This is a genomic window from Pedobacter agri PB92 (genome assembly GCF_000258495.1).
Lineage (GTDB): Bacteria > Bacteroidota > Bacteroidia > Sphingobacteriales > Sphingobacteriaceae > Pedobacter > Pedobacter agri.
On sequence record NZ_AJLG01000142.1, the window covers coordinates 1 to 12,851 of the forward strand.

Annotated in this window: 12 protein-coding genes; 9 read left to right on the forward strand and 3 right to left on the reverse strand. The window is 36.7% G+C overall.

The features are described from left to right. The first annotated feature begins 27 nt into the window (after positions 1 to 27). Entirely contained in the window at positions 28 to 726 is a 699-nt protein-coding gene (gene radC / locus ON09_RS17770; RefSeq protein ID WP_029204435.1) for a RadC family protein, read from the forward strand. Positions 727 to 943: 217 nt separating this feature from the next. Then, a complete protein-coding gene (locus ON09_RS17775) occupies positions 944 to 1,780 on the forward strand; it encodes an endonuclease/exonuclease/phosphatase family protein (protein WP_010602418.1) in 837 nt (278 codons plus the stop codon). 80 nt (positions 1,781 to 1,860) lie between these two features. Here ON09_RS17775 and ON09_RS17780 read toward each other — a convergent pair whose 3' ends face one another. Beyond that, a complete protein-coding gene (locus tag ON09_RS17780; protein ID WP_010602419.1) occupies positions 1,861 to 2,193 on the reverse strand; it encodes a HepT-like ribonuclease domain-containing protein in 333 nt (110 codons plus the stop codon). Next, positions 2,180 to 2,491 carry a nucleotidyltransferase family protein gene (locus tag ON09_RS17785; RefSeq protein ID WP_010602420.1) on the reverse strand — a complete coding sequence of 104 codons (312 nt, stop codon included), beginning with the start codon at positions 2,489 to 2,491 and terminating at the stop codon, positions 2,180 to 2,182. Before ON09_RS17785 ends, ON09_RS17780 begins: the two co-directional genes overlap by 14 nt. Positions 2,492 to 2,645: 154 nt before the next feature. Here ON09_RS17785 and pheT point away from each other — a divergent pair, with 154 nt between their 5' ends. The 7 genes from pheT to ON09_RS17820 all read left to right on the forward strand — a co-directional run bounded on the left by pheT (position 2,646) and on the right by ON09_RS17820 (position 12,508). Next, complete coding sequence (gene pheT / locus ON09_RS17790; RefSeq protein ID WP_010602421.1) at positions 2,646 to 5,045, forward strand: phenylalanine--tRNA ligase subunit beta; 2,400 nt, start codon at positions 2,646 to 2,648, stop codon at positions 5,043 to 5,045. A 31-nt stretch (positions 5,046 to 5,076) separates the two neighbouring features. Then, positions 5,077 to 5,367 (forward strand): hypothetical protein, encoded by a 291-nt coding sequence (locus ON09_RS17795; RefSeq protein ID WP_010602422.1) that lies wholly within the window; start codon positions 5,077 to 5,079, stop codon positions 5,365 to 5,367. A gap of 33 nt (positions 5,368 to 5,400) precedes the next feature. Beyond that, positions 5,401 to 5,691 (forward strand): cell division protein ZapA, encoded by a 291-nt coding sequence (locus ON09_RS17800; protein WP_010602423.1) that lies wholly within the window; start codon positions 5,401 to 5,403, stop codon positions 5,689 to 5,691. A gap of 269 nt (positions 5,692 to 5,960) precedes the next feature. Beyond that, a complete protein-coding gene (gene rny / locus ON09_RS17805) occupies positions 5,961 to 7,532 on the forward strand; it encodes a ribonuclease Y (protein WP_010602424.1) in 1,572 nt (523 codons plus the stop codon). Between the two features lie 231 nt (positions 7,533 to 7,763). Further along, positions 7,764 to 8,279 carry an Mpo1 family 2-hydroxy fatty acid dioxygenase gene (locus tag ON09_RS17810; RefSeq protein WP_010602425.1) on the forward strand — a complete coding sequence of 172 codons (516 nt, stop codon included), beginning with the start codon at positions 7,764 to 7,766 and terminating at the stop codon, positions 8,277 to 8,279. Between the two features lie 111 nt (positions 8,280 to 8,390). Further along, positions 8,391 to 11,207, forward strand: coding sequence for a TonB-dependent receptor (locus ON09_RS17815; protein ID WP_010602426.1), 2,817 nt, complete (start codon positions 8,391 to 8,393; stop codon positions 11,205 to 11,207). A 101-nt stretch (positions 11,208 to 11,308) separates the two neighbouring features. Next, a complete protein-coding gene (locus tag ON09_RS17820) occupies positions 11,309 to 12,508 on the forward strand; it encodes a hypothetical protein (protein WP_010602427.1) in 1,200 nt (399 codons plus the stop codon). A gap of 60 nt (positions 12,509 to 12,568) precedes the next feature. Here the strand turns inward: ON09_RS17820 and ON09_RS17825 are convergent. Further along, on the reverse strand, positions 12,569 to 12,851 hold a 283-nt coding region (locus ON09_RS17825), incomplete at its 5' end, for a hypothetical protein (RefSeq protein ID WP_010602428.1).

Sequence of the window (12,851 nt, forward strand, 5' to 3'; positions counted from 1 at the left end):
GATGCCTTTTTTTTTTGCGTAAAAAATATGGAAGAATACGATAAAAAACTTGGAATAAAACTGTGGGCTGAAGAAGATCGGCCTAGAGAAAAGCTTTTGCAAAACGGTCGCAGGCATTTAACTGATGCCGAATTGATTGCCATTTTAATCGGGTCAGGAAATCGGAACGAAACAGCTGTCGATTTAAGTAAACGGATCTTGGCCTTTTACGAAAATAATCTTACTAAACTGGGGAGGGCATCTATCCAGGATCTCTCTAAATTCAAAGGAATAGGCGAAGCAAAAGCGATTTCTATAGTTGCCGCATTGGAGCTGGGCTTACGAAGAAAGGAAACCCAGGAAGAACAACTTACGCAGGTGTCGGCATCAAGCGATGTTCATCGCTATCTACATCATACTTTTGCTGATCTTAATCATGAGGAATTTTGGATTTTACTCCTCAATCGATCCAATCATATTATTGGAAAACATTTAATTAGCAAAGGTGGTCAGGCCGGAACAGTTGCTGATCCAAAAATCATTTTCAAAGTTGCTTTAGAAAATAATGCGGCGAGTATAATCTTAGCACATAATCATCCATCAGGAAACTTAAAACCAAGTGAAAGCGATAATAAAATTACCAGAGATTTGGTTGCATCAGGTATTATGCTAGGTCTTTATGTTGTTGATCATTTAATATTTGGCAATAATAATTACTATAGCTACAAGGATGATGATGTGATCTAAGAGATCGTATTACGTTGATCTTCACCCTGATTTATTTCAGGGTCTTAATTGTATGGAGCTTATAAACAGTTGGTTGCTGATTCGGAAATTCAGAACAACATGAAGCGGTGGCGTTTAGCATCCTGTATAATAAGGCATATCATGTATAACAATTTGACTACTTAAAATTCAATTAACATGAAATTAGTATTATTGGCAAATTGAAATTAAACATCACATGAAAGCTTCTAAAATTATCTTTTCCTTATTACTTGTTTCTACGATTGCTTTTGCACAACAAAAAGCTTCGCCTATCAATATTATCACCTATAACATTCGATTTAATGTTGCTTCTGATGGTATAAATGCCTGGCCGAACCGAAAGGATAATGTGAAGGCCTTGGTTAAGTTTCATGATGCAGATATTTTATGTGTGCAAGAAGCCTTGCCCGAACAATTTGATGCCTTGCTGGAAAATTCAAATTTTGATGTGGTAGGTGTGGGGCGTGAAGATGGAAAACGTAAAGGTGAATTTTCTGCAGTTTACTTCGATAAAGATCGTTTTACCAAAAAAGATGGCGGTACTTTCTGGCTTTCGGAAACACCAAATGTGCCATCTAAAGGTTGGGATGCTGCATTGAACCGCGTTTGTAGCTGGGTGCGCCTTTACGATAAATCTAATAAAAAAGAGTTTCTGGTATTCAATACGCATTACGATCATGTTGGCGTAAAAGCCAGGATCGAATCAGCAAAACTAATCAAACAAAAAATACAGGAAATAGCGCCTAAGTTACCAGTGGTTTTTACCGGCGACTTAAATGTTACACCCGAAACCGAAGCCATTGCAACAATAAAATCATTTTTAATTGATGCGAAAGAAATCACTCAGGAGCCGGCTTATGGACCAGAAGGAACTTTTAACGCTTTTGATTTCAACAGCGATTTGAAAAACAGAATCGATTATATTTTTGTAAACAAGGGTTTTAAAGTTCAGAAATTTGCAGTTCTTTCTGATAGTAAAAATAAAAGATACCCGTCTGATCATTTACCAGTTTTTGCCAGATTGTGGTTTTGATTTTTTCCGCTGAAGATGAATTTTGGATAAATTTAACTTTTATGATTTAAGAAATAAATTTTCTGGAAGGATAGTGATATTTAAAAAATTATTTCTTCCAAAAATACTTTAAGGTTTGGAAGTTTATTGGTTATAATATCCCAAACAATATCATAATCAACCCCAAAATATTCATGAATGAGTTTATTTCTTGTATTCGTAATTTTGCGCCATTCAATGTGTGGATGTAAAGATCGGAACTCTTGATCTAATTTTGAACTGGCTTCCCCAATAATCTCAAGACTCCTGATCAGTGCTCTGGAAAGGACTGGGTCGAGGGTAGCTTGCTCTTTACTTTTTGAATAAGTCTGTTGGAGAATGAAATTGATTTCATCTAATATATGTTTAACCAGCTCAATATTAGATGCTAACATACTGGGTTTGTTTTAAAATATGCGGGCCTATATGTTTGCTTAAAGATTGTGGGGTTACGATTTCAACTTTGCGATTGAGCAGTTCTTCCAAGTAATAAGATAAGTCAATAAAATTATCGAAGCTTTTTTTGGTAGGGTCAAATTCAACAAGAAAGTCAATGTCGCTATGGTCATTCACCTCATTTGTTGTGAAAGAGCCAAAAACGCCTAACTTACTCACGCCGAAAGATTTAATTTTTTCAGCATTCATCTGCAATTGCCTGAATAGAATTGCTTTCGTGTTTACCTTGATAGCCATAAACAAATATAGTCTTAATAAATAAATTATAAATCATTCAATGTTTCCGATTTTTAACACGTTTCATCTTTAAATATTATCTTTGCGTTTTAAAAAATTGGGTATAGCTCAAGATTTGTCTTGATACCTAATACTCACTACTTTGTACTCAACAATGAAAATATCATATAACTGGTTAAAACAATTCGTTCAAATTGATAAAACGCCACAAGAGCTTTCCTTAATCTTAACAAATGTTGGTTTAGAGGTAGAAAGTGTAGAAAAAGTGCAACCTGTTGTGGGCGGCTTAGAGGGCTTAGTTATTGGCGAAGTTTTAACATGCGTTCAACACCCTAATGCCGATCGTTTGCGTGTAACCACTGTTAACGTTGGCGGAAAAGAAAATCTTCAAATTGTTTGCGGGGCGCCAAATGTTGCTGCCGGACAAAAAGTAGTGGTGGCCACTGTCGGAACTACTGTTTATCCCTTAGAAGGCGATCCTTTTAAAATCAAAGAATCCAAGATTAGGGGAGAAGTTTCTCAAGGAATGATTTGTGCTGAAGATGAAATTGGTTTGGGAAAATCTCATGATGGTATTATGATTTTGTCAGGAGATACCGAAATTGGAGTTCTTGCTAAAGATCATTTTAAGTTGAATGATGATTTTGTTTTTGAAATCGGCTTAACGCCAAATCGGGCAGATGCAGCCTCTCATTTAGGGGTGGCCAGAGATTTAGCAGCCTATTTTAGAAGTGAATATGAAATGCCGGATTTATCAGCTTTTAAAACTGATAATGAAAATTTAGTTATCCCGGTAGAAGTAGAAGATGCAGCTGTTTGTCCGCGTTATAGCAGTGTTACCATTTCCGGGGTAAGCGTTACCGAATCTCCAGACTGGTTAAAAGATAAGTTAAAAGTTATTGGTCTTCGTCCGATTAATAACGTGGTGGATATTACCAACTATGTGTTGCATGGTTTAGGACAGCCGCTTCATGCCTTTGATGCTGATAAAATTGCGGGCGGAAAAGTAATCGTTAAAAAAGTTGCTGAAGGTACGCCATTCATAACACTTGATTATGTAGAACGTAAGTTAGATGCCGATGATTTAATGATTTGCAATGCTGCTGCGCCTATGTGTATTGCGGGCGTATTTGGTGGGAAAACATCTGGCGTTGATAGTGAAACTAAAAATATCTTCCTGGAGAGTGCTTATTTCAATTCTGTTTCGGTACGGAAAACAGCAAAAAGACATGGATTGAAAACTGATGCGTCGTTCCGTTTTGAGCGTGGAACAGATCCTGAGATTACGGTCACCGCTTTGAAGTACGCCGCATTGTTAATCAAGGAAGTGGCGGGAGGCGAAATTTCATCTTCGATTTCTGATATTTATCCGAATCATATCCGCCCGTTTGAGTTTGAAGTTAGCTATACCAATATTAATAAATTGATTGGAGCAAATATTCCATCTAATGAAATTAAACATATCATCACAGCTTTAGGTATTACGGCTACCAGTACTTCTGATGATACGCTGGCATTGAGGGTTCCTTCTTTCAAAGTTGATGTAACCCGCGAATGTGATATCACTGAAGAGGTGTTACGAATTTATGGTTATAATAATATTGAAATCTCATCGAAAGTAAATGCATCACTTTCTTACAGCGTGAAGCCGGAGAAAGAAAATACGCATAATACGATTGCAGATCTGCTTACCGCAAATGGCTACGCGGAGATTATGTGTAACTCATTAACCAAATCAGCTTATTCAAAAAATCTGGATGAGGCCGTATTTGTGCTGAATCCGCTGAGTAGTGATTTAAATGTAATGCGCCAAAATCTGTTGATGCCGGCTCTGGAAAGCGTGGCTTATAACCAAAACCGTAAAAATGCTGACGTAAAGTTTTATGAGTTCGGTAAAACGTATCACTTAATTAATGAGAAGTATGTCGAACGCCCGAGACTGTTATTGTTAATCTCTGGGGCAAAACAAAGTGAGCAATGGAATCAAAATTCAAAAGCAGCTTCTTTTTATAATCTAAAATCAGCTGTTGATGCCATCATTTCCCGTTTGGGTATTTCGGGTTATCAAACCGATAGTTTAAATGATGAAAACTTCGCCTATGGCTTAAAATATTTCCGTGGAGATAAAACCCTGGTGAGTTTTGGTGCGGCAAGCAAGGCCGATCGAAAGGTAGCAGATGTGAATGCCGAAGTTTTCTATGCAGATTTTGACTGGGCTGGAATACTTGATATTGTAAAGAAAAATAAAATCGTTAATAAAGAAATTTCTAAATATCCGCAGGTGCGCAGAGATTTGTCTTTGTTGATTGATCAGGCCGTAACATTCGATACGTTAAAAAGTATTGCTTTCAAGACGGATAAAAAACTCATCAAAGAGGTTGGTGTTTTCGATGTTTATGTAGGTGATAAATTGCCGGAAGGGAAAAAATCTTATGCCCTGAATTTTATTTTGCAGGATGAGGAGCAAACCCTCACCGATAAGCAGATTGAAAATACTATGCAGAAGTTAATTGCGAATTTAACCCAGCAAGCAGGCGCAGAAATTAGGAAATAAAATATAAATTCGTATTTTTAGAAATAAATTCATGACTTCTGTTGCAGATCAATTAGATAAAGTATTAGAAAAAACAGCTCGATTAATTGAGTTATGTAACGCTTTACAGGAAGAAAATGATTTATTAAAGCTTGAAAATCAGTCGTTAAAAGTTGCTGTTGATACCTCAAAAGCCAAAACTGTAGACCTTGAAGAAAAACTAAGGGTAACAAAACTGGCTAAAAGTATTGAAGGAACAAGTGAAAAGTCGCTTGACATTAAGCAAAAAATTAACGATTTTGTGCGGGAGATTGATAAGAGTATCGCATTACTTAAAAAATAAATAATGCGAAGAAATCAGAAACTAAGCTAACAAATGGGAGAAATCTCGATTAAAATAACCATTTCCGATCGTATATATCCTTTAAAGGTGAATACGGAAGAGGAAGAAATTGTAAGACGGGCGGCTAAAATGATCAATGAACGCATAAAAGATTATCAAGATAATTATGCGGTTAGAGATAAGCAGGATCTTCTTTCTATGGCAGTTTTGCATTATGCAACCGCCGTATTGAGAACGGAAAATAAAGTACAAAACCAGGATACTGCCGTTGCTGATAAAGTTGAAGAATTGGATGTTTTACTCAACGGTTTTTTTAAAAAATAAGGTTCGTTCTTTGCAAATATCATGATAATGATATAACTGATTATATTCAGTTCAATAGTTGCACATTAGCATAAAGACATAGCCGCGGCTAGTTTTTTGAGTTTCAAATTTATAAAACTTAACACTTCAATATCTATGGGGTTAAGAGGGCGTATTTCATCTGCTATGGCACCTGAAAATGGCTTAAATCCCAATTATGCTTAGTTGAGGTTTAAAATGATGAGACTTTAAAAAAATTAGCTGCGGTTTTTTTTTACTTAAAAAACAAAATGGAGATAACGGAAATTCTAGGATACATATTTGCCCTAATAGCAGGCTTAGGTATCGGTATAGCGGTGGGCAGGTTCCTACTACGCAACTTGTTAAAAGGGCAGGAAGTTGCTGCTCAAAACAAGGTTAAAAAGATTTTAAAAGATGCAGAGAACAACGCAGAAATCTTAAAAAAGAACAAGCTTTTAGAAGCCAAAGAAAAGTTTTTACAACTGAAAGCAGAGCATGAACAGGAAGTAAATGCTAAAAACAACACGATCAACCAACGCGAAAATACCATTAAGCAGAAAGAGCAATCGGTAAATCAGCGTATGGAAAACTTCAATAAAAAAGAACAGGAGCTTGATAAGCAAAAAGGTAACCTTGAAAAGCAAACTGAATTGGCTGTTAAGAAGCAGGAAGAAGTTGAAGTATTGAAAAATCAGCACCTGAAACAATTGGAAACCATCGCTGGTCTTTCGGCTGAGGAAGCTAAAGAACAATTGGTAGAAAACTTAAAGCAAGAGGCTCGTACGCAAGCCATGATGCAGGTGAAAGACATTGTGGATGAGGCGAAATTAACGGCCAGCAAAGAAGCTAAAAAAGTTGTAATTCAAACCATTCAACGCACTGCGACAGAGGCTGCTATTGAAAATTCGGTTTCTATTTTTCATATTGAAAGTGATGAAATTAAAGGTCGCGTAATTGGTAGAGAAGGTAGAAATATCCGTGCTTTAGAAGCAGCCACCGGTATTGAGATTATTGTAGATGATACCCCTGAAGCGATCATTTTATCTGGATTTGATCCGGTAAGAAGAGAAATTGCCCGTTTAGCTTTACACCGTTTGGTAACCGACGGACGTATTCACCCGGCCCGTATCGAAGAAATTGTAGCCAAAACCAAAAAGCAAATTGAGGATGAGATTGTAGAAATCGGTGAGCGTACTGTGATCGATTTGGGTATTCATGGTTTACACCCTGAATTGATTCGTATGGTGGGACGCATGCGTTACCGCTCGTCGTATGGTCAGAATCTTTTGCATCACTCACGTGAGGTAGCAAACTTCTGTGCAACCATGGCGGCAGAATTAGGCTTAAATGCGAAAATGGCTAAACGTGCCGGTTTGTTACATGATATTGGTAAAGTGCCTGATGATAATCCTGAATTGCCTCACGCAATTTTAGGTATGCAATTGGCTGAAAAGTATAAAGAACATCCAGAAATTTGCAATGCTATTGGTGCCCACCACGACGAGATAGAAATGACGTCGATGATTTCACCAATTGTTCAGGCTTGTGATGCCATTTCTGGTGCCCGTCCGGGAGCGAGACGAGAGGTAGTGGAAAGCTATATCAAACGTTTAAAAGATTTGGAAGAACTGGCATTATCTTACCCAGGCGTGGAAAAAACTTTTGCGATTCAGGCAGGTAGAGAATTACGTGTAATTGTAGAAAGTGAAAGAATTACAGATGCACAAGCCGAATTACTGGCTGCAGATATTTCAACCCGTATTCAAACGGAAATGACTTATCCTGGTCAGATTAAAGTTACGGTGATTCGTGAAACACGTTCAGTAGCTTTTGCGAAGTAACTGATTATTCGTCATTGCTTAAGTATCTTGTATGACGAAGCAATAAATATTTAAAAGCGATGGTTTTCCATCGCTTTTTTTGTTACCAGCTTTCCTTCATGGATTATAAATTCTCTTACTAAATCTTATCACAATGATTTATTATTTCGTGATGATGAGCTAGATTGCTCCGTACCTCGCAATGATGATATGCTGTAACAGTATCTCCAACATTTTTTATAATTTTACATCATGAACAAGCCAACTATACAAATTGAACCTAAGCGACCTGTTGATGTGCTTTTTGACAAGTATGCAGAGAGCCATCAAAATCCGACCAACAAATTAGTCCACTGGATTTGTGTTCCCTTGATTGTATTCAGTTTATTGGGTTTAGTATGGCAGATTCCATTTCCTCATATCGGTTTTTTAGGTAGCTATAATGGCTTTTTTAACTGGGCATCATTTCTTTTGGCTTTTAGCTTATATTATTATTTTACGTTATCTCCTGTATTATTTTTTCTGATGATTTGGGTAGTGGGCCTCATGAGTTATGTCATTGTTAAAATTGAACAAGCTGTGGGTTTGGGTAGCGGAACTGCTTATGCCATCTATGCTGCTATATTTGTAGCCGCCTGGGTAGGGCAATTTATCGGGCATAAAATTGAAGGTAAAAAGCCCTCATTTTTAGATGATGTTAAGTTTTTGTTAATCGGGCCAATTTGGTTATTGCACTTCATCTGCAAGAAAACAGGTATCAGGTACTAACCGGAAAGTAGCTAACATTAAATTAACCTTTAGCTAAATAAAGCTTAATTAACATCTAACATATAGCTAACATTGTGGTAATAGCTTTGCCTAAAATAAAACACAGGCAAATTGGACTTAATCACAATTTTAAAAAAATCGGCATTAGTCATGCTGATTTCATTCTTAAGCATAGCCGCCTATGCACAAACCGGTAAAATTTCTGGGACGGTAACCGATAAAAAAACCGGCGAAACCTTAATTGGGGTAACGGTTAGAATCAAAGGTACTACTAAAGGAACATCAACCGGGCCAGATGGCAAATATACCATTGGAGCGCTCGCAGATGGAAAACACATTATCGAGGCATCTTATGTAGGTTATACCACAAAAGAAGTTCTAGGCGTAGAAGTTGCAGGCGGTGTTAATACAGCTTTAAACATCGTATTGGATGAGTCTAATTCTCAAACGCTGGGTGATGTTCAGGTAAGAGGTGTTGCTGGTAAAGAAAGTGAGACCGCTTTGTTATCTATGCAGAAAAATGCTATAGAAATAAAACAAGGTATTGGTATTCAGGAGCTTTCCAGAAAAGGAGTGAGTGATGTAGAAGAAGGTTTGACCAAAATTACCGGTATCACAAAAGTAGATGGACGAGGTTTATTTGTTCGGGGATTGGAAGATCGGTACAATAACTTATTAATCAATGGTTTGGCGGTTCCATCAAATAATCCTTTTAAGAAAATAATTCCGCTTGATCTTTTCCCTACAGATATTGTATCTGTACTTGAAACCTATAAAACGTTTAATTCAAGTTTGTATGGTGATTTTGCCGGAGGTACGTTCAACATCGTAACTGCTAAAGGGGAGAAACCTGTCACAAAAATTAATATCGGGACAAGTTTTATATCTAACAGCACTTTCAAAAAGTTCTTAAGGGCTGATGATGCAATGTCATTTAGCGACTACTTAGGGTTTTCAGGCAAAGAACGCGAATTAACAAAATCTTTCGGTAAAGTTCCTTCTGCATATACTATGTCGGCAAGTGAGGCTGGTACGCAGTTTGGTTCAGGATTTAATGTTGATGAAGGAAATGCTCCTCTAAATACAAATGTGGGTATTCTTCATACGCAAAAAATAAATCTTGATAACGGTCGCTCTCTTCAATATTTATTCTCACTAAATACGGACAACAATTTCCAGGTGAGAGAAGGTGTAGATCGTTTCTTTAATACTGCACAAGGAATTTATGATAATAATTTATATACAAGAAGTTACAGATTTTCTACAAACTCATCTGTTTTAGGAGCATTAAACTATGCAACTCCGAGATTAAGTTTGAATTTGAATGCTTTTTATTTAAAAGGGACTGAAAATCTTATCCAGGATCAGTTGGGTTACACGAATAGTCAGGCAACCGTTAAAAATGCATTTATCAGATTAAATCAGTTACAGAAAACCGATTTCTTCACTGGACAATTGTTTGCGAATTACAAAATTACTGCAGATGACAAACACAGTGTTAAAGCAGGAGTTTCTTATTCCAAAACGCAATATCAATTACCTGATAGAAAATCTTTTAAAGGTTCACAAATTGATGCCAGTACCACTGCATTAAGTTATTCCGGCAACAGTATAGTAAGGCAATACATGGATTTTAATGGCGATTTCTTTGCTTCAGGAATGTTAGAATATAACTGGAAATTTGGAAACAGCGATTTAAGTAAAGCGCATAAGCTTTCTGCAGGTTACAATGGCTCATTTAACAAAATCCAATCTGATTTCAGATTCCTGGTGTCTCAAAATTTAGCATCAAACTCAGCTGTGTTTCCAACCAATCAACCTGATGGTATATTAGGTGGACAGATTTCAAATGGTGGATTTACTTACCGCGAAGGAACGAATGCCACTTACAGATCAAAAATGCAGGAGGGCGTTAATGCTGGTTATTTAGATTTAGCATTAAATCTAAATGAAAAGCTGCAGGCCAATGTTGGGACAAGATTTGAGCAGTCGCAACGCATTAGCCGCTACAGAGAATCTGGAAGTTTTGCTGATCCGTTTAGAAAAATTACTAAAAACAATTTTGATGTACTTCCGGCAGCAAACATAAAATACGCCATTACGGAAAAGGCAAATTTCCGTTTATCAGCATCGAAAACGTTAACCAAGCCTGTGGTTATGGAAGCCTACCCGCTTGAATTTGTTAATCCGGATGCAACGATCGAGAACGGTAACCCGAATATCTCAAATAGCAAGAACTATAATCTTGATCTTAAATATGAGTTCTTCCCTACAAATAAAGAGATGTTTGCAATCACTGGTTTCGCTAAGTACATTCAAAACCCTATCGAAAGATTGTTTCTGCAATCGGCAGGAAGTGGTGGTTTAGTTATTACTTATGATAATTCAAAAAAAGCAACCTTATATGGTGCTGAGATCGAGTTGTTATTGCAGTTAAGCAGGATTAATGAAGCACTTTCTAATTTTTCATTTGGTTTCAATACATCATTAATGGTTACGAAGGCAACAATTGATCCTTTGAGAAATGCATCTGAGATAAAATCATTAGGAAATAAACTAACACGTAAACTTCAGGGTGCTTCTCCATGGTTAATCAATGCCGATATCAAACATGAAAGTGATTTTAGTAAAAAATGGAAAAGTACCATGACCCTGGCTTACAACATTTATGGCGAGCGTATTTATGCAGTGGGCACAAATGGCTTAGATAGTTATTATGAAAAACCATTTGGCAAACTCGATTTCATCTGGAATAATAAAATCGCAACAAAGTGGGATTTAAAATTCGGAGTAGAAAATATCTTAAATCCAACATACCAAATTGAGCTGGGTGGAGACAGTAAAATAAACGTTTTCGAAAATGATTTAACAGTGAAGGATTACAAAAGAGGGGTTGGGGTATCACTAGGTTTAGGCTATACTTTTTAAGCTGATAATATTAACTTAATAATAGGTTGACGTAAGCTTAAAACAGTGTTAACCTGTTCAAAACATTCGAAATTTAACTTTGCATTATAAAACATATTAACATGAAAAAATTACTTTACGCAGTTGCGATTTCAGCTACGATTTTTACAGGATGCTCTGATGACGATGATGATTTCTTACCGCCAACTAAAGAGCCTGTAGTAGGTGAAATCACAGGTGATATCACTGCTAACAGAACATTAGCTTTTGGAAATTATACGTTAAAAGGATTGGTAAAAATTCAGCCAGGTGTTACTTTAACAATTGAAAAAGGATCTACCTTCACTGCTGATAAAACAGATGGAGAAGACGGATTAGTGGTTTTAAAAGGCGGTACTTTAATTGCTAACGGAACGGCAGACGAGCCAATCGTACTTACAGAAAAATCTAAAATTGCAGGTTCCTGGGCTGGGATTATCATGTATGGTGATGCGCCAATTATTGCAAGTGGAGGTACTACAACTTCAAGATCAGAAGATGGTTTAAATCAGGAATATGGAGGTGCAAATGCTGCTCATAGTAGTGGTTCATTAAGATATGTAAGAGTAGAATATGCCGGTCAGGTAATTACTACAAACAATAAAGAGCATAATGGTTTCTCATTTTATGCGGTTGGTAGCGGAACGACTCTGGAAAATTTAGTTTCTTATAGAGGTAATGATGATGGTTTTGAGTTTTATGGCGGTACAGTAAGTGCTAAAAACTTAATATCTTATGGTAATGCCGATGATTCATTTGATTGGCAAGATAGCTGGAGAGGCCAGGATAATACAAACTGGTTTGCTTATCAAACAGGTTTAGGTAACTACGGAATGGAAGTTGAAGCTAAAAGTAACAACAATGCTTTTTGGCCAAAAATTACGAACATCACTCTTAAAAGAGCTGCAGGTACAACAACAGAATCACAAGGTGAAATTCAGTTAGATGCCATTCAATTTAAAGCTAATGGTAATGGCGATTTTAGTAATATTGTTATTGATGGTTACGGAAGCCAGACAACTCCTACAGCATTTAATGGTGGCGTTGTTCAAATCTTAGATTTATTAACCTACAACAACCAGGTTTTAACGGGTAAAATTAAACTAACGAATGTTAAAGTTACCAATTCTCCAAATCTTTTCATTTCAGGTGCAAATACTTTCACTGTAAATGCAGCTAGCTTTGGTGCAAACTGGTCAGCTTCTACAACAGCAACAGGTGCTTCATTAGCTAAAGGCAAATGGGCTACGGTTGACGGTGTTGATTTGTTAGCTAATTTATAAGATAAATAAATCGATCAACTAATAGTAAAATGGCCAGAAAATTAATTTTCTGGCCATTTTTTATGCGGTTTCTTTTTTATCTGCTTTTGTTTTTTTTCCAGTTACCTCCTTGCTTACTGCTTGTTCAAGAGTTTCTGGCAACAATTCAATTTCTTCATCTTTAATAAAAGGAGCGATTGAATCATTTGATGTAGCGATTTTGATTTTCTTCGAAAGTTGTTTTGCAAATTTCTCGATCACGCTATCTGCTTTCTTTGCTTTGCCGTACTGGCTAACAACTTCATTAAATGCAAGGGCTAATTTTGATTCTAGTTCTTTTCGTAATTTTTTGCTTGTCGATTCA

Excerpts from the sequence above, each read along its gene's own strand:
- pheT (WP_010602421.1), top strand. The coding sequence starts at position 2,646 with ATGAAAATATCATATAACTGGTTAAAACAATTCGTTCAAATTGATAAA.
- ON09_RS17795 (WP_010602422.1), top strand. The coding sequence starts at position 5,077 with ATGACTTCTGTTGCAGATCAATTAGATAAAGTATTAGAAAAAACAGCT.
- ON09_RS17775 (WP_010602418.1), top strand. The coding sequence starts at position 944 with ATGAAAGCTTCTAAAATTATCTTTTCCTTATTACTTGTTTCTACGATT.
- rny (WP_010602424.1), top strand. The coding sequence starts at position 5,961 with ATGGAGATAACGGAAATTCTAGGATACATATTTGCCCTAATAGCAGGC.
- ON09_RS17810 (WP_010602425.1), top strand. The coding sequence starts at position 7,764 with ATGAACAAGCCAACTATACAAATTGAACCTAAGCGACCTGTTGATGTG.
- ON09_RS17785 (WP_010602420.1), bottom strand. The coding sequence starts at position 2,491 with ATGGCTATCAAGGTAAACACGAAAGCAATTCTATTCAGGCAATTGCAG.
- ON09_RS17780 (WP_010602419.1), bottom strand. The coding sequence starts at position 2,193 with ATGTTAGCATCTAATATTGAGCTGGTTAAACATATATTAGATGAAATC.
- ON09_RS17800 (WP_010602423.1), top strand. The coding sequence starts at position 5,401 with ATGGGAGAAATCTCGATTAAAATAACCATTTCCGATCGTATATATCCT.
- radC (WP_029204435.1), top strand. The coding sequence starts at position 28 with ATGGAAGAATACGATAAAAAACTTGGAATAAAACTGTGGGCTGAAGAA.
- ON09_RS17820 (WP_010602427.1), top strand. The coding sequence starts at position 11,309 with ATGAAAAAATTACTTTACGCAGTTGCGATTTCAGCTACGATTTTTACA.